Annotated in this window: 17 protein-coding genes; 10 read left to right on the forward strand and 7 right to left on the reverse strand. The window is 66.8% G+C overall.

The features are described from left to right. Positions 1-196: 196 nt before the first annotated feature. The 7 genes from QQL87_RS00405 (at position 197) to QQL87_RS00435 (ending at position 6,638) form a co-directional block, all read left to right on the forward strand. Positions 197-1,114, forward strand: coding sequence for a LysR family transcriptional regulator (locus tag QQL87_RS00405; protein WP_284416348.1), 918 nt, complete (start codon positions 197-199; stop codon positions 1,112-1,114). Between the two features lie 104 nt (positions 1,115-1,218). Further along, on the forward strand, positions 1,219-2,070 hold the full coding sequence (locus QQL87_RS00410; RefSeq protein WP_284416347.1) for a 3-hydroxybutyryl-CoA dehydrogenase: 852 nt from the start codon (positions 1,219-1,221) through the stop codon (positions 2,068-2,070). A gap of 815 nt (positions 2,071-2,885) precedes the next feature. Next, on the forward strand, positions 2,886-3,185 hold the full coding sequence (locus QQL87_RS00415) for a copper-binding protein (RefSeq protein WP_284416346.1): 300 nt from the start codon (positions 2,886-2,888) through the stop codon (positions 3,183-3,185). A 28-nt stretch (positions 3,186-3,213) separates the two neighbouring features. Continuing rightward, positions 3,214-4,020, forward strand: coding sequence for a DUF2066 domain-containing protein (locus tag QQL87_RS00420; RefSeq protein WP_284416345.1), 807 nt, complete (start codon positions 3,214-3,216; stop codon positions 4,018-4,020). Positions 4,021-4,250: 230 nt separating this feature from the next. After that, positions 4,251-5,024, forward strand: a complete 774-nt coding sequence (locus tag QQL87_RS00425; protein ID WP_284416344.1) for an SH3 domain-containing protein — start codon at positions 4,251-4,253, stop codon at positions 5,022-5,024. Positions 5,025-5,296: 272 nt separating this feature from the next. Further along, the gene (locus QQL87_RS00430) at positions 5,297-6,019 is read left to right on the forward strand and encodes a DUF3750 domain-containing protein (protein WP_284416453.1); all 723 of its coding nucleotides are present in this window, start codon (positions 5,297-5,299) and stop codon (positions 6,017-6,019) included. 187 nt (positions 6,020-6,206) lie between these two features. Further along, positions 6,207-6,638, forward strand: coding sequence for a Rieske (2Fe-2S) protein (locus QQL87_RS00435; protein ID WP_284416343.1), 432 nt, complete (start codon positions 6,207-6,209; stop codon positions 6,636-6,638). A 33-nt stretch (positions 6,639-6,671) separates the two neighbouring features. On the opposite strand, the gene QQL87_RS00440 is transcribed toward QQL87_RS00435, so the two are convergent. Beyond that, complete coding sequence (locus QQL87_RS00440; protein ID WP_284416342.1) at positions 6,672-6,902, reverse strand: FmdB family zinc ribbon protein; 231 nt, start codon at positions 6,900-6,902, stop codon at positions 6,672-6,674. 216 nt (positions 6,903-7,118) lie between these two features. After that, complete coding sequence (locus tag QQL87_RS00445) at positions 7,119-7,334, reverse strand: hypothetical protein (protein ID WP_009027404.1); 216 nt, start codon at positions 7,332-7,334, stop codon at positions 7,119-7,121. Between the two features lie 464 nt (positions 7,335-7,798). On the opposite strand from QQL87_RS00445, the gene QQL87_RS00450 reads away from it, so the two are divergent. Then, positions 7,799-8,770, forward strand: a complete 972-nt coding sequence (locus tag QQL87_RS00450) for a VOC family protein (protein ID WP_284416341.1) — start codon at positions 7,799-7,801, stop codon at positions 8,768-8,770. A gap of 90 nt (positions 8,771-8,860) precedes the next feature. On the opposite strand, the gene QQL87_RS00455 is transcribed toward QQL87_RS00450, so the two are convergent. From QQL87_RS00455 to QQL87_RS00470, 4 genes are all read right to left on the reverse strand, one after another. Continuing rightward, the gene (locus QQL87_RS00455) at positions 8,861-9,052 is read right to left on the reverse strand and encodes a hypothetical protein (RefSeq protein ID WP_284416340.1); all 192 of its coding nucleotides are present in this window, start codon (positions 9,050-9,052) and stop codon (positions 8,861-8,863) included. Positions 9,053-9,133: 81 nt separating this feature from the next. Next, positions 9,134-9,310, reverse strand: a complete 177-nt coding sequence (locus QQL87_RS00460) for a hypothetical protein (protein WP_284416339.1) — start codon at positions 9,308-9,310, stop codon at positions 9,134-9,136. Between the two features lie 28 nt (positions 9,311-9,338). Beyond that, on the reverse strand, positions 9,339-9,689 hold the full coding sequence (locus QQL87_RS00465; protein WP_284416338.1) for a zinc ribbon domain-containing protein YjdM: 351 nt from the start codon (positions 9,687-9,689) through the stop codon (positions 9,339-9,341). A 164-nt stretch (positions 9,690-9,853) separates the two neighbouring features. Then, positions 9,854-10,138 carry a DUF2312 domain-containing protein gene (locus QQL87_RS00470; protein WP_284416337.1) on the reverse strand — a complete coding sequence of 95 codons (285 nt, stop codon included), beginning with the start codon at positions 10,136-10,138 and terminating at the stop codon, positions 9,854-9,856. A gap of 256 nt (positions 10,139-10,394) precedes the next feature. Here QQL87_RS00470 and QQL87_RS00475 point away from each other — a divergent pair, with 256 nt between their 5' ends. After that, positions 10,395-12,113, forward strand: a complete 1,719-nt coding sequence (locus QQL87_RS00475) for an acyl-CoA dehydrogenase family protein (RefSeq protein ID WP_284416336.1) — start codon at positions 10,395-10,397, stop codon at positions 12,111-12,113. Positions 12,114-12,151: 38 nt separating this feature from the next. On the opposite strand, the gene QQL87_RS00480 is transcribed toward QQL87_RS00475, so the two are convergent. Next, positions 12,152-12,874, reverse strand: coding sequence for a transglycosylase SLT domain-containing protein (locus tag QQL87_RS00480; RefSeq protein ID WP_284416452.1), 723 nt, complete (start codon positions 12,872-12,874; stop codon positions 12,152-12,154). Between the two features lie 221 nt (positions 12,875-13,095). Between QQL87_RS00480 and QQL87_RS00485 the strand changes: the two genes are divergently transcribed. Then, the gene (locus QQL87_RS00485) at positions 13,096-15,165 is read left to right on the forward strand and encodes a methyl-accepting chemotaxis protein (RefSeq protein ID WP_284416335.1); all 2,070 of its coding nucleotides are present in this window, start codon (positions 13,096-13,098) and stop codon (positions 15,163-15,165) included. Positions 15,166-15,227 lie beyond the last annotated feature (62 nt).

Here is a 15,227-nt window from a genome sequence, read left to right on the forward strand (position 1 = left end):
GTCCGCCGTTCATGAGTGACGGCTTGCTGCAAACCACTCTGGCGACGGCCAGCTCGTTCTGGGCGGAGCTGCTGGCGTCAGGGCGCAACCTGGGGACGCGCCGGGAGCCAAAGCAGTTTGCAGCTGTAGGCTATTTGCTTCGGGATCGATGGAGAATAGGCTATTTTGGAACGACATTTTTTCCGGATTGGATGAAATGAGCGATAGCCTGTTGAACATGAAGGCCTTTGTGGCAACTGCCCGGGCCGGCAGCTTCTCCGAGGCGGCGCGGCAGCTGCGGCTGGCGCCGTCGGTCGTGACCAAGCGCGTGACCCAGCTCGAATGGTCGCTGAAATCCAAGCTGCTGCGCCGGAGCACGCGGCGGCTCCAGCTCACCGAGGTCGGCGAGCGCTATCTGGAGACGATGCAGCAGATCGTCCGTGAGTACGACGAGATGGCGGCCGGCGTGAAGCGGTCGCCGGACGAGATCGAGGGCCTGATCCGGATCAAGGCGCCGGGATCGCCGATGGCCATCGATCTGTCCGGGCTGCTGGCGGCGTTTCAGATCAAGTATCCGCGGGTCACGCTGGACGCCGTGCTGGTCGACCGCACCGTCAATCCGGTCGAGGAGGGATTCGATATCGTGCTGACGATGATGCCCTCGTCGTTTCACGGCGTGATCGAGGAGCCGCTACTGGCCTATCCGCGCGTGCTGTGCGCCGCGCCGTCCTACATCGCGCGCCGTGGCCAGCCGCGCCACGTGCGTGATCTGGCCGACCACGACTGCCTGGTGTTCACGCCGATGGGCCAAGTCTGGACTTTCGACGGCAAGAGCGGCCTCACCACCGTCGCGGTGCGACCTCGCCTCGTCACCAACAACAATGCGCTGCTGGTCGAGGCCCTGAGCGCGGGTGGCGGCATCGCCGTCGTGTCGCGGACGGCGATGACGCCGCGGCTGCGCAGCGGCGCGCTGGTCGAGGTCCTGCCGGACGTGCTGGTGCCGGATCTCTGGGTCAAGGCGCTAGTGCCTTCGGCGCGCGCCAATCTGGCGCGCGTGCAGACGCTGCTGGCGGCGATCCGCGACGCCTTCCGTGTGGTGGGAGAAAGTCAGCCCGCGCAGCTCGTGGCCGGTTGAGGCCGCAAGGGACTCCTGCGGGGCCTACCGGGCGAAGCGAGACCCTGTTAAGCAACTGCGGACAGCGGGGCCCTGTCCCCGACGAAGCGAAAGAGGCATCAGCAATGATTGAGACGGTTGGCATCATCGGAGCAGGCACCATGGGCAACGGTATCGCGCAGGTGTGCGCGGTCGCGGGCGTGCCGGTCGTCATGCTCGATATCTCGGAGCAGGCCGTGGCGCGTGGCGTGGCCACGGTGGGCTCGAGCCTCGACCGCCTGGTCAAGAAGGACAAGCTGACCGCCGCAGACAAGGATAAGGCGCTGTCCTTCATCACCGGCACCACGGACAAGGCCAGGCTGTCGACCTGCGATCTTGTCATCGAGGCCGCGACCGAGAACGAGGAGCTCAAGCTCAAGATCCTCAAGGATCTCTGTGCCGGCCTCAAGCCCGAGGCGCTGATCGCGACCAACACCTCCTCGATCTCGATTACCAAGCTGGCGACCGCCACAGACCGGCCCGACCGCTTCATCGGCATGCACTTCTTCAATCCGGTGCCGATGATGGCGCTGCTGGAATTGATCCGCGGCCTGCAGACCTCGGATGCCACCCACGCGGCGGCCGCCGATTTCGCCAAGCGGATCGGCAAGGTCGCGATCACCGCCAAGAACAGCCCGGGCTTTGCGGTGAACCGGATCCTGTGTCCGATGATCAACGAGGCGATTTTCGCGTATTCCGAGGGCATCGCCACCGCCGCCGATATCGACGAGGGCATGAAGCTCGGCTGCAATCATCCGATCGGTCCGCTGGCGCTGGCCGACCTGATCGGCCTCGACACGATGCTGTCGGTGATGGAGGTGTTCTACAACGGCTTCAACGACCCCAAATACCGGCCGGCGCCGCTGCTGAAGGAAATGGTGGCGGCAGGCCAGCTCGGCCGCAAGACCGGCAAGGGGTTCTACGACTACAGCAAGTAGCGGCTGCGGCAAGCTTGCGAGTTGGCAGGCCCATCAACCCGGCGCGTGGCGGGTGACATGCACCCGTCCTCGCGCTGGGGCGTCCGCCCGCCGGGCAATGGTCGTAGTTGGCTCCGTGTTTTGATCGTGGTGTTTTGGTGTTTTGATCGTGGTGTTTTGAGCGCGCGAGCTAACAGCTGCCACGTTGCTTTTGGCCACGGCACCGCCGATCCCTTCGCTCAGGGATGACAGGTCGGTCGAGCCTCCGAATACGCTTCGATGAATGAACCCACGGCACAGCGCCGGGTGGGCAAGGGGCCATGCCTCGCTGATGCAGCCCTCTAAGCCTCGACCCGGCGTGCCGTTCGTGAGTTACCGCTCTGCGGTGGTCCGATACGATACCGTCGCATTCAGCGGATGTGATACTGAGGTGGAGTCATCAAACAACCTCCCTGCAGTCGCGATCGTCTGCTGTCGTTCGGCCCGCCGCCGCTATGAGCCACGTCGGAAGCAAGCGACAGCATGATGCTCCTCCTCTGCATCGATGCTGTCAAGGCGCTTCATGACGCAATGATGAATTCGACGTTACAGCAGCCGCAGTTCCGCAACGATGTCTGCATCCGATGACAAACGTCGGAAAGTGACTACATCCGCGGTGCTGCCCGTTCGCGACAAATCGTCTCTGGCGCAGGCCGCGTGCGGACGAACGTTCATGATGTGCAGCGCCTGAGATCGCCGCGTTCGCGTGCGATGACGCTGAGAGCAGATCGGTTCATGGCCGGAACCAAAAGGGTGCCGCGGCGTCTTGTCTGCCGCGAACAAGCAGGAGAAGAGCGATGAAAGTAGCAACGATCACTCTGGCCGCGCTTGCGGCGTTCACCGGCGTCCTGCCTGTGCTGGCGGCCGAGCAGGGCGCTACGGGGGTGGTGACGGGCATCAACCGTCTGAATGGAACCCTGGCGATCAAGCGGGTTGAAAATGGAACCGTCGGCGCCAATGCGTCCGTCGCGGCGGAGGAGTACAAGGTCAAGGACGGCGCGATGATCGAGGAGGTTCATGCCGGCGATCGGGTAACGTTCTCGACCGCAGACGGGACCGGCACGAAGACGATCATCAAGCTCGACCGGCAGAAGTAGCATCATCGCTGTAAGTCCGGGGCCAAACATGGAACGGCGCAGAATTCTGCACTGTGGCGCGTGGTGTCTCGGGTTCTGGCTGATCGCCGGCCTCTGCACCAATGCAACGGCTGGGGCCGGCGATCTGTATTCGGCTCAAACCGTCGTGACCGGGCAGGGTGCGGACAACCGTCAGGCAGGCTTTGCCATCTGTCTCGAGGACGTCCTGATCAAGGTGTCCGGCGCCTATCAGCTCAGCGGGGACGCACGGCTTGCGCCGTTCAAGGCAAAGGCGAGCGACTTCGTCGCAGGCTTCGACTATCATGATCAGATGTCGGGCAAGCCGAAGCACGATGAGCAGGGCACGCGTGACCGTCCCTATGACCTCACGGTCTCGTTCGATCATGGAAGGATCGACGATCTGCTGCAAAAGCTCGGCGTGAAGCCATGGCCGGCGCCGCGGCCGTCGGTTGGCGTGATCGTGGCCATGACCTCCGGCAGCAGGAGCTTCCTCGTCGTTTCCGATGATCGGCAGTCGGATCTGCAGCGCGACGCGCTCCGCGCAGCTGCCGCCAAGCGCGGCCTCGACATCGTGCTTCCCACCACCTCGCAGGCGACCCGCATCGATATCGGTCGCGCAGCGCTTCCGCCGGCTGCGCTGCTGCCGGGAGCTGAGATGACGTTGCTCGGTCACCTCACCTGGGACGAGGCCAAGCTCGCCTGGGAGTCGCAATGGCAGCTCGATGCGGCGGGGGCAAAGCGCCGCTGGCGGCTTCGTGGTGCGACGTTCGATGACACGTTTCGTCGCGGCTTGGGCGACGTGGCTCAGATCCTGTCCGGCAACGGCGCCCCGTGAGTGGCGGCGGGCAGGTCGGCCTGGTTTGTCTCTACGCCGACTCTGGTCACAGTGGAGACTGCTGCGCCGAAGCAGAACCATGGCATTCCCTCCTTCGAGCGGGCGCAATGAGGCGGGGCGCGATCACCATGTCCACCGCAGCGCCGTGAGGTTGCCGCGATAGCCTGTCACCATCGCTGCCGGAGTCGGCGAGGGCGCTGCCGCTCCGGGAAACCGACAGGAGGGTGCTCGTGGTGAAACTCAGAACGTGTCTCGTCGCCGCGCTGTTGATCGTGGCGCCGGCATCGCTGGCGATGGCCGCCCCCGGTCTGGTGCGCAGTTCGGCCACGTTGCGTGCGGGTCCCGGCACTGGCTTTCCCTTGGTCGAGCGCATTCCGGCGGGCGCCCGTGTCACGATCCATGGCTGCATTCAAGGCGGCGCGTGGTGCGACGTGAGCTTCGCGGGCGAGCGCGGCTGGGTCGCCGCGAAGGCGCTCGCCTATCTCTACCGGGAGCAATACGTCTACCTGCCTGAATATGTCGAATACGTGCCGGTCGCACCGTTCGTGCTGACCACCTATTGGAGCAGCTTCTACTTCGGTCGTCCCTGGTTCTACCGGCACGCCTTCTGGAACCGGTACTGGCGCCAGCATCCGCCCGTCATGGCGCAGAATCCGCCGCCGCCCGGCATGACGCCGCGCGGGCCTGGTCCTGGCGGGGCTGCGCAGCCCGGCGCCATGGGCGCGGTCGCTGGGCAGCCCACGCCGTCACGCGTTGCAACGGGTTCTGCCGCACCGACCGTGGGGCGCGCCGGTCCCGGGATGTCGGCGGGAACTGCAGCTCAGGCCGCAAGACCGGTCGGTGCAATCAGCGCGCCGGCGCAGAGCGCCCGCGCGCAGATGGGCGGCATGGGCCACATGGGTGGCATGGGCGCCATGATGGCCAGTGCGCCACGCGTGAGCGCAGGCGCTCCTCGCGGCGGCGGCGGCCGTTCCGGGGCGGGCGGCGGCTTTCGCCGGCACTGACGCGGCTGCGACCCGCGGAAGAGGGTGGCGTCGATGCGCTTTGCCGACGCGGGCCAATCAGCCGCCGGGCGGCCAATGGCGCAAGGTTCGCGTTGTTCCGCCGACTGCCCATGGACTGAACGCTGGACGTCGCGACCTCGCGCGGCGCCGGGAATTGTGACCTTGCCGCGCCGGTGTCTCGGCGGGCTTCGCCGTTGGCGATGGTGGAGGTGATGACTACATCACGAGCGACGCCCCGCATCCCCACTCGTTCCGCCGCCGTGAAAAAGCTCGTGCTCGTCTTCCTCCTGCTGATCATCACCCCTCTCTCGCTCTCCGCCGCGAACTATCTGCGCAGCGATCGTCGCGGCAATTGGCAGACGGCGGATCGCTCCAGTGCCGGGCTGCTGCCGTCTCCTGCAAGCCATGACGACGCATTGGTCCGCGTGTTCGCTGCGCGCACGGTGCGCTGGCGCGGCATCTTTGCCGTCCACAGCTGGATCGTCGTGAAGGAGAAAGGCGCTCCGCGCTACACGCGCTATGACTACACGGCCTGGGGCGAGCCGATCCGTGTCGACGGCTTCGCGCCGGACGGGCGCTGGTTCGGTGCCCTGCCGGAGACGGTGCTGGCTGTCGACGGCCCGGAAGCCGAGCGCGTGATCCCGGCGATCCGCAGCGTCATCGAGAGCTATCGCTTTCGTGCCTCTGGCGACTACAGCGCCTGGCCGGGACCGAACTCGAACACCTTCGTGCAGGCCGCGCTGAATGGGGTCCCAGAGCTGAATGCGGTGCTGCCGCCGACCGCGATCGGCAAGGATTTTCCCTATGACGGCTGGTGGGGGCGCACCGCCTCCGGAACCGGCCTGTTCGTTTCGCTCGGCGGCTATCTCGGCCTCACCATTGGCTGGATCGAAGGCATCGAGCTGAACGTGCTCGGCGGGGTTCTCGGCGTCGATCTGCGGCGCCCAGCCCTGAAATTTCCAGGCATCGGCCGGCTCGGTATGCCCCTGGCTTGACGGTCCAGCGTCGGGATCTGCCACTGGCATGCGCCTTGCTGCGCATCGTCAAGGCACGCCGCAATGTCGCGGATGCGCCAGACCGCCTTCGTCTGGCTCTGACAATCGACGGGTTCGGCCGCCGTGGTTCGGCGCGAGTTCGTTTGCGCGTGTCAGATCCGCCACACGAGGCGAGGGGAGACAGGTGATGGACACGCTGTTTGCGATCTGCGCGACCTATGAGGTGGACGACGGCACGGCGCGGGGATTCGTCCTGCAGCGACGCGATGCAGATGGCAGCGCCAAGCCCTGGCCCATCCTAGTCACCCGCAAGGGCAACAACTTCTATGGATTCGAGAATGCCTGTCCGCACCAGGGCGCGCGGCTCGACAAACGGTCAGGCGAGTTCATGGACGAGGAGGGCAATTTCCTCGTTTGTAGCCAGCACGGCGCGCAGTTCGACCTCGACACCGGGCAGTGTTTCATCGGGCCCTGTCAGGGCCAGGCACTGACGCCGATCAAGCTCGTGATCGACGACGGCGACATCTGCCTGTCCGGCATCGCGCTCGACGAGGAGGACGGGCTCGACATCGACGACCCCGAGGACGATGTCCCCGAAGTGCAGATCACGTCGGATTGAACGGAGCGGCCAGGTTGCAGCCGGCGCCGATGATCAGCGCTTCTTTCGCTCGGCGCGGCTGAAATTGCTGAGGTGCCCCTCGCGCGCGGCCTGGGCGCGCGCCGCCTTGATCAGGCCGGGGCTGCGCGCGGGCGGCGCCGGAAGCGAGGGCAGGCGGGTGAGCTTGCGGCCGCCGCAGGTCGGACACACCGGCTTTTCCGAAATCCCGATCAGCAGCTCGACATCCTCTGCACAGGTCGCGCAGTGAAAGCTGTAGAATGGCATGATGCATCCCTCCTCTGCAGGCGGGACATTGCATGAAGCGGGCCAGACGCGCGATGACCTGAAAACGTCGATTTTGCCGTCATTTGCATGCAAACGGGCCGGCTTTGCTTCAGGCCGTGTGCCGAACACGACGGGGCTTGCGTCGAACATTCGACAGCCCCGCGAGCCCGGCGGCTGGTCCGGGACATCCGGGTGCCAGCCGGCCGGGAACGCGGATCAGGCGTTGGTCTTCGGCACGTACTTGCCGGCAACGCACTTGTAACTCTGCAGACGCCACTCGTGATAGGGACCCTTGGACATCCAGTCCGCGATTCCGATCTGCGCGCTGACCGCGCATGATGTCATCGTGATGCCGGACATCTCGCTGTTGGTAACAACCTTCTCCATGCAGAGCTGGCCGTTGCAAAGTAGTGCGACGAGAGTGACGAGCACGTTGATTCTGCCTCCAATGAGTGGGACCCGGTGAGGTCTGTGAAAGCAGAGTTCATGCCAAGTCTCGAATCCAGGCCGTGCCGCTACGGAAGGGATTGATACGGGTGTTACTTGCTGGTGACAGAAGAGTGACGGATTCACCGCTGACGTCACGTAGAGTTCGCCGGATCGCTCCTAACAGCTGCTGATCAGTTCGCTGCTTGACCCTCGGCGTGCCATTGCGCTCCGGCCGCCGGCGGGATCGTAGTTCGGCGATGTCAAACAACGGGCAGTGGCTGCGCAGTCCTGCAGCGTTTGCAGGCGATGGCATGTCAGGCTCGAATACCGCTGCCTGATGCGCTGAATTCCGAATGCGGCGCGCGCGGAAAACCGGCACTTCACACGCACGTGACGACGGGGCTCGGCGGCGGGCTTGCGCGAGCCGGCGCCGGTTCCGTAGGAAGACGGAAATTCAGGGGGACTTCATGACTGCCGATCTGACCCGCCGCGCGCTCCTCAAGCTGGCCGGCGCGACTTCCATGACGATGGCCGCCGTCGCGGCCGCGCGCGCCGAGGGCGGCGGTGAGAGCACGGCCGCCGGTCCCACCTTCGCGAGCCGGACACCGATTCGGATCGGCATGATGACCTTGCGGGTGAACGATGCCGACAAGGTCGCGGCGTTCTACCGCGACGTGATCGGCCTCTCGGTGCTGCAGCGGACCGAGACGATGGTTCGCCTCGGAGCCGGCGGCGTGCCGCTGGTCGAACTCGAGGCGCGTCCTGGCGCGGGCCGCGAATCGCCGCGTTCGGCCGGGCTGTTTCATACGGCGTTCCTGATGCCGACACGCAAGGACCTTGCCCGCTGGCTGGTGCATGTCGCGCTCAATCGGACCCCGCTGACCGGCTTTGCCGACCACAATGTCAGCGAGGCCGTCTATCTCGACGACCCCGAGGGCAACGGCGTCGAGGTCTATGCCGACCGCGCGCCGGAGCTGTGGCAGTGGCGCGACGGTTCCGTCAGGATGGGGACCGATCAGCTTGACGTCGATGATCTCGTCGCTCTGACCGATACGCGCACCAGCAGCTATGCCGGTGCGCCGGACGGCCTTCGCATCGGCCATGTGCATCTGAAGGTCGGCGACATCGGTCAGGCGAGCGGCTTCTACACCGGGCTGATTGGGCTCAATCCCACGCGGACAATCGATCGCGCGGCCTTCCTGTCGTCCGGCCGCTATCACCATCACATCGGCGCCAACACCTGGCGCAGCGCCGGCGCCGGACGGCGCGATGACGGCTCCACCGGCCTGTCATGGTTCTCTTTCGAGGTCGGCAGCACGGATCTGCTGGCAGGGCAGGAGGCGCGGCTGCGCGGCGCTGGAGCGTCGGTGACGACGATCGCGAACGGGCTTGAAACCGCGGATCCCTGGGGCACGAAAGTCCGCCTGATCAAGGTGTGACTCAGCCGGCTCAGCAGCGGTGTTGTTCCTCGAGGCCACGGCTATGCGCGGTTTGAGAGAGACCTCAACCGCTGCACGACGTGCCTGCGATCAAGCCTCGTTGAGGCCGGCGCCGCGATCGGTCAGCGCCTTCTCCGCCTTCGGCGTCAGTTCATAGACGTCGCCGTCCTTGGCGACATAGCCCTCCTGGATGAGCTCGAGGAGCTCGTCCTGGCGGTCGGCGGCAAAGGCGATGGATTGTCCGATGTCGCAGAGCATCGCGATCTGGTGGTCCGTCAGCATGGCCGTCCTCCTGTCGTCCATCCGAACGCGGCAGTCCGGCGAAATGTTCCGGAGATGCGCGGGCGCCCGCGTGGACGGGGCTTACGATCCGAACAGCGCCGCGTAGATCACGTAGAGCCAGCCGAAGATGCCGTGGATGATCGCCCAGAGGATCGAATGGTTGGCCGAATAGGAGATCGTCATGGCGAGCGCCGAGCCGAAGCCGACGCCATATTTGGCGCCTTCGACGCGGACAGCGTAGGTTCGGTTGCCGTTCATGTTGGTCTCGGATTTGGTCTGCGCGTCCCTACGCCTTGCGCACGAACTCGGATTTCAGATTCATCTGGCCGATGCCGTCGATCTTGCAGGCGATGTTGTGGCCGTCGCTGGCCTCCTGCAGGCGAATGTTGCGGACCTTGGTGCCACCCTTCACCGTCGAGGACGAGCCCTTTATCTTGAGGTCCTTGATGACGATGACGCTGTCACCGTCGGCGAGCACATTGCCGTTGGCGTCCCGGATGCTCGCGTCGGTCTCGGCGGTGGCGGCGACAGCGGCATCGCCGCTCCATTCATGACCGCATTCCGGGCAGACCCACAGCGCGCCGTCCTGATAGGCGTGTTCGGAGCGGCATTGCGGGCAGGTCGTTGCGTCAGTCATCTCATCCTCGGGTGCTACAGTCAGCGTGCGGCAGCGTTAGAGGCTGGGATGGAACCGGGCAAGAAAAATCCCAGAAAAAATCGTCGGATCAGGGCAGCGCGCAATGCTGGTGAGCCTGCGCGCCGCCGATGTTTGGGGCCTCAGACGGGTCGCCTGGCCGCGACTCACGCCGCCTTGCGCTCGGGGGCCTTGGTGGCCGGCTCGGCCTCGGCCGCGTCCATCGCCCGCAGATAGGTGTCGAGCAGGGTCTCGTGCTCGTCGCGCTCGTCTTGGTCCTGCTTCCGCAGCTTGATGATCTCCTTCAGGATCTTGACGTCGAAGCCCTCACCCTTGGCCTCGGCGAACACTTCCTTCTTCTGCTCGTTCAGCTCCGCCAATTCGCCGTCGAGGTGCTCGATCCGCTCAACGAAGGACCGGATGCGCGCGCCGGGAATGCCGATCTCTGACATGGTGACTCCTACACTAATGGGGCCCCGAAAATGCGGCGCACTTCGTTGCCAATGTCTTAACGCCCGCCGCTTGCACGGAGCCCGGAGGACGACGTGCTTAACGCGGAACCGGAGGCGCGCGGACGCGAGCCGCCGCGGCATGCGGCACGATCTCCCGAAGGTGACGGCCAGGGGTCCAGCCGGTATGTGAAAGCGGTCGGCGGCACTCCACAGCCCTGGCATTGGCGATACCCCACCTGCCCGGAACGACAGACCCATGACACGCGCCAGTATTCCGCCGATCGACCGCACCAGCCTCCAGGCCCAGCTCGCCGCATTGCCCGGCCTGGCCCGGCTGCGCGATCTGTCGGCCGGTTTCGCCGAGGCCAGCGACGAGACGATTGCGGCGATCCTGGAGTCGGCTGCGGGCTTCGCCGCCGACCGGCTCGACGCGCTCAACGCCCAGTCGGACAGCGGCGCACCACGGCTCGTCGATGGCGCGGTCGTCACCTCCGAGCTGCATCGGGCGGTCTGGCGGGACTATGCCGAGGGGGGCTGGATCGCGCTCGACCTTCCCGAGTCGCTCGGCGGGCAGGGGCTGCCGCTGGTGGTCGCGGTGGCGGTGCAGGAGGTGTTCGACCGTCATTGCGCCGCCTTCGGCATGCTGCCGGTGCCCCTGCGCTCGGCGGTACGGCTGATTGACGCCTGGACGACCGACGACACCATCCGTTCGGAATGGCTGCCGAAGCTGATCGCAGGCGAGTGGGGCGCGACGATCTGCATCTCCGAGGTTGGCGCGGGCTCCGACGCGAGCCGGATCCGGACCAAGGCCGTCGCACGCGGCGACGGTCGCTGGTCGATCACCGGCGAGAAGCAATGGATCTCGTTCGGCGGCCATGATCTGACCGGCCGCATCGTGCACTGTCTGCTGGCACGCACCGACAGTGCCAAGGGATTGTCGCTGTTCCTGGTGCCCGACCGTAGCGATGGAGCAGCGAACGGCGTCGTCGTGCGCAAGCTCGAGCACAAGCTTGGCCTGCATTTGTCGCCGACCTGCGCGATGGGATTCGAGGAGGCCACCGGCCATCTGCTCGGCGAGGAAGGCCGCGGTCTGGCGCAGATGTTCGTCATGATCACCAACATGCGGATGGCGGTCGGCGCGATGGGTCTCGGCATCGCGTCGGCGGCCGCCGACGTCGCGCTCGCTTACGCGCGCCAGCGCCTGCAGGGCGGCGCCGGGCCGCAGCCGCTGCCGATCATCGAACACGCCGACGTGCAGCGCATGCTGCTGTCGATGCAGGCCGGCGTCGAGACCGGCCGCGCGCTGATCTATGCCGCCGCGGTCGAGGCTGATCTCGCGCGCTGCGAGACCGACGCCGATGCGCGCCGCGACAGCGCGGCGCTGGCGCAATGGCTGCTGCCGATCGTCAAGACGCTCGGCGGCGAGCTCGCCTTCGCGACGGCTGATGGCGCGATCCAGGTGCTCGGCGGCGCCGGCTACACCACGGACTGGCCGGTCGAGCAGCTGCTGCGCGACTCCCGCGTGCTGCCGATCTTCGAGGGCACGACCGGAATGCAGGGACTCGACCTGCTGCATCGCCGGTTGTGGAAGGATGGTGGGACGGGGCTGCGCGTCTTCGTGAGGCGTGCCCGCGCCGATATCGCGGCCCTCACAGCGCACGACGCCGATGCGGCCAGTGCTGCCGGCGCGATCATTGATCTCCTGGAGACGACCGCGGAGACGCTCGGGCAGATGAAAGCCCGTCCGCGTGACGGCGAGGCCGGCGCGACCGGTTTCCTTCACCTCGCCATCGACGCGGCGCTGGCATGGTCGGCCGCACGGCTGGCGGCGCTTCACGGCGATACGCCGGCCGCTGCCCGTCTGCGCGCGCTCGGTCGCTTCCAACTCGGCGAACTGACGGGGCGCACACGCCATCACGCCGCGGAGGCGCTGCGCGGGGCCGCTTCGCTGGATGGCATCGCCACGCTGCTCTGAACTTGGCGAACCGACCGCAGCGGAGGGATGGTTGCGTGTCATTCGACCCGTTCGGAAAGCTTCTTGAAGGTGCGCTTCATCGTATTGACCTTGCCGAGATAGCCGGCGACCGAATGGTCGCCGCATCGCTCGCCTTCCTCCGGCTTGAAGCCGCGACGCACGAAGCCGGCGGCGGGGCCGGCGCCGCAGAGATGAATCACGGCCGCGAGGTCCTGCCTCTGTTGTGACGTCGGCCTTGCGGCGGGGTGGCGCGCGAGCACGGCGGCAACCTGACGGTCGAGCGAGATCACCGTGAGCGCCACGGCGTGCGCCGGCCACGCCCGGACGTAGAGGCCCGGCGAGCCGCAGCCGTCGCCGACCACCTCATGGTCCCTGATGCAGAATGGCGCGGCATCGGCAAAGGCGCCGTCGGTCATCTGGAACAGGCCGACGGCGCTGGACGCCGGCTGGTACAGCGCAAACGGGTTCCACGCCAGGCGCCAGCGCCAGTAGGTGCGCGCCACCGGATTGCCGGAGCTCTCGGTCTGGGCCAGGGCGGCCAACAGCTCCGGCGTGATCGATCGCGTCGAGCTCTCGCGGAACAGCGCACCATATTGCCGCCAAGTCTCTTCCGGCTCCTTGTCGAGCGCATGACCGGTGACGACGAACAGCTCGGTCGGCTTGCGCACGACGTGGTAGGCCAGATTGGCCAGGGCAAAGATGCACAGCGCCAGCCCGGCGCCGGTTGACAGCTTCAGCCACCGCGGCGCCGCGCCCGCCATCCGGCGCAATTTGCGCGCCGCGCGTTGCGCTGTTCGCCTTGCATCGCGCAACAGGGTGCGCCAGCGCCGCTGGCGGCGCGGCTTGCGTGGTTTCGTCGGGAGCGGAGCAGGGGGATTCGGCAACGGATTACCTCAGGGCGACTGGTGTGCCGCTCCATGGTTAAGGAAGAATTTGTGCAATTGCGTCATCCTGCAACCAGGTGTGGTGAAGGTGGTGCGTGATGAGGAAATCGGTCAGTTCTCTGCTGATGCTGCTGCTGTCGGTTCTCGCTGCGGGCATCCTGGTCGCCACGGCCGTGCTGATGAGCGGCGCGATGGGACGCTACAGCGAGAGCGTCGAGACGGGACAGCTCGCGCGCGCCGACAAGGCCATCTTCCAGAACGTTCTCGTGATGCGCGCCCATCGTGGCGACATCCAGAGCGCGCTGCTCAGCGAGGAGGATCCGCGCGCCAAGCTCACCGACTATCAGGGCGTCGAGAGCCGCGGCTATGACGGCATCGTCGCCGCGCTCGCCGGCATCGACATGCCCGAGCGCGACGAGCTCGTGGCCCGGCTGAAGGCGGCCTGGGAGGCGACCGTGCCGCAGTTCAAGCTGCTGTTCGACGAGGGTACGCGGCCGCGCGCCGAGCGCGTGCTGGCGCGCACCAATGCTTGGTACGAGGCGATGACCAAGACGCTGGACGCCGCCAACGCCGCCTCGCTCGCGGTCTCCAACCGCGCCTGGATGACCGATCCGACGATCGCCAAGATGGTCCAGGCCCGCCGCCTCGCCTGGCAGGTCCGCGATCGCTACGGGCTGCAATGCTCGTCGCTGCGCCCCAACATCAACAATTCGAAGCCGCTCGACGACGCCCAGAAGACATCGGTCGCGCAGGGCCGCGGCACCATCAATGCCGGCTGGTCCGGCCTCGACGACCTCACCGCCGGGGCCGGCGGCGCGGCGCTCGCCACCGCGGTCAAGACCTCGCGCGGCGAGGTCGAGGCGGCGCATCAGCGCATGGACCAGATCATCAAGGGCCTCGACGGCAGCGGCAAGCCGGTGATGCCGCCGGCGGAGTGGAATGCGTTCTGCCAGGGCCCCTTCAACAACATCATCGCCATCGGCATGACCGCGCTCGACGCTTCGATCGCCCGCGCCGATGCCATCAAGACGGCGGCGCTGACCAGCCTGGTCGTGCAGTCGATCGCCTTCCTCGCCGCGCTGCTGGTGGCGGGCGTGGCGGTGCGCAGCGTGCGCGTCCGCCTGGTGCGCCCGGTGGCCGCGCTGATGCAGGCGATCCAGCGCATCGGCGAGCGCGACTACCAGACCTCGGTGCCGCAATTCGCCCATGCCGACGAGTTCGGCGCGATGGCCGCAGCCCTCGAGGGCCTGCGCGAGAGCGCCGCCACCGCCGACCAGCTCGCCCGCGAGCGCGAGCTCGACCAGGGCCGCCGGCTGGAGCGCTCGCAGGCGATCGACAGCGCCTGCAGGAGTTTTGACGACACCGTGCAGGCGGTCATCGTCAGCATGAGCAACTCGACCGGCCAGCTCGATTCCAGCACCGCCGACGTGCGCAAGCTGGTCGACGATTCCACCGAGCAGACCGCCGCGGTCGCCAGCGCCGCGGAGACCGCGACCTCCAATCTCGAGACCATCGCCGCCGCCACCGAGGAGCTGACGGCCTCGGTCGCCGAGATCGCGTCCCAGGTCCAGGCCTCCGCCGCCGACGCGCGCCAGGCGGTCGCAAAGGCGGCGCAGACCAACACCACCGTCGAGCTGCTCGACCGCGCCGCCAACCGCATCGGCGAGGTGGTCAAGATGATCACCGCGATCGCCAACCAGACCAACCTGCTGGCGCTCAACGCGACCATCGAGGCGGCGCGCGCGGGCGAGGCCGGCCGCGGCTTTGCGGTGGTCGCCGGCGAGGTCAAGAACCTGGCCTCGCAGACCGCCAGCGCCACCGACGACATCACCCGGCAGATCGCCGAGATCCAGGCCGCCACCGGCGAGTCGGTCGAGGCGATCCGCTCGATCAGCCTCAACATCTCCGGCATCGACGAGAAGATGACGGCGATCGCGGCCGCCGTCGAGCAGCAGCGCGCCGCCACCACCGAGATCTCGCGCAACTTCCAGCAGGCCGCGCACGGCACCCGCGCCGTCACCGACACGATCGGCTCGGTCGCCGCCCTCAACCGCCAGACCGGCAATGCGGGCGCTGCGATGGTCGATTCCGTGCGCCGCATGTCCGATGATGCCGACCGTTTCCGCGTCGCGGTGGAGGGCTTCCTCGGCACGGTGCGCAAGGCTTAAGGGTAGCGCCATCTTGAACTCTCAGATGCAACGGCGTTGTTTGGAGCCGGGACGCAAGCGGC

Origin of the sequence: Bradyrhizobium sp. SSBR45G (assembly GCF_030159255.1) — a bacterium.
In the GTDB taxonomy this organism is placed as follows: domain Bacteria; phylum Pseudomonadota; class Alphaproteobacteria; order Rhizobiales; family Xanthobacteraceae; genus Bradyrhizobium.

Excerpts from the sequence above, each read along its gene's own strand:
- QQL87_RS00410 (WP_284416347.1), top strand. The coding sequence starts at position 1,219 with ATGATTGAGACGGTTGGCATCATCGGAGCAGGCACCATGGGCAACGGT.
- QQL87_RS00455 (WP_284416340.1), bottom strand. The coding sequence starts at position 9,052 with ATGCTGACGGACCACCAGATCGCGATGCTCTGCGACATCGGACAATCC.
- QQL87_RS00485 (WP_284416335.1), top strand. The coding sequence starts at position 13,096 with ATGAGGAAATCGGTCAGTTCTCTGCTGATGCTGCTGCTGTCGGTTCTC.
- QQL87_RS00405 (WP_284416348.1), top strand. The coding sequence starts at position 197 with ATGAGCGATAGCCTGTTGAACATGAAGGCCTTTGTGGCAACTGCCCGG.
- QQL87_RS00470 (WP_284416337.1), bottom strand. The coding sequence starts at position 10,138 with ATGTCAGAGATCGGCATTCCCGGCGCGCGCATCCGGTCCTTCGTTGAG.
- QQL87_RS00435 (WP_284416343.1), top strand. The coding sequence starts at position 6,207 with ATGGACACGCTGTTTGCGATCTGCGCGACCTATGAGGTGGACGACGGC.
- QQL87_RS00460 (WP_284416339.1), bottom strand. The coding sequence starts at position 9,310 with ATGAACGGCAACCGAACCTACGCTGTCCGCGTCGAAGGCGCCAAATAT.
- QQL87_RS00420 (WP_284416345.1), top strand. The coding sequence starts at position 3,214 with ATGGAACGGCGCAGAATTCTGCACTGTGGCGCGTGGTGTCTCGGGTTC.
- QQL87_RS00415 (WP_284416346.1), top strand. The coding sequence starts at position 2,886 with ATGAAAGTAGCAACGATCACTCTGGCCGCGCTTGCGGCGTTCACCGGC.
- QQL87_RS00450 (WP_284416341.1), top strand. The coding sequence starts at position 7,799 with ATGACTGCCGATCTGACCCGCCGCGCGCTCCTCAAGCTGGCCGGCGCG.
- QQL87_RS00440 (WP_284416342.1), bottom strand. The coding sequence starts at position 6,902 with ATGCCATTCTACAGCTTTCACTGCGCGACCTGTGCAGAGGATGTCGAG.
- QQL87_RS00465 (WP_284416338.1), bottom strand. The coding sequence starts at position 9,689 with ATGACTGACGCAACGACCTGCCCGCAATGCCGCTCCGAACACGCCTAT.
- QQL87_RS00475 (WP_284416336.1), top strand. The coding sequence starts at position 10,395 with ATGACACGCGCCAGTATTCCGCCGATCGACCGCACCAGCCTCCAGGCC.
- QQL87_RS00480 (WP_284416452.1), bottom strand. The coding sequence starts at position 12,874 with ATGGCGGGCGCGGCGCCGCGGTGGCTGAAGCTGTCAACCGGCGCCGGG.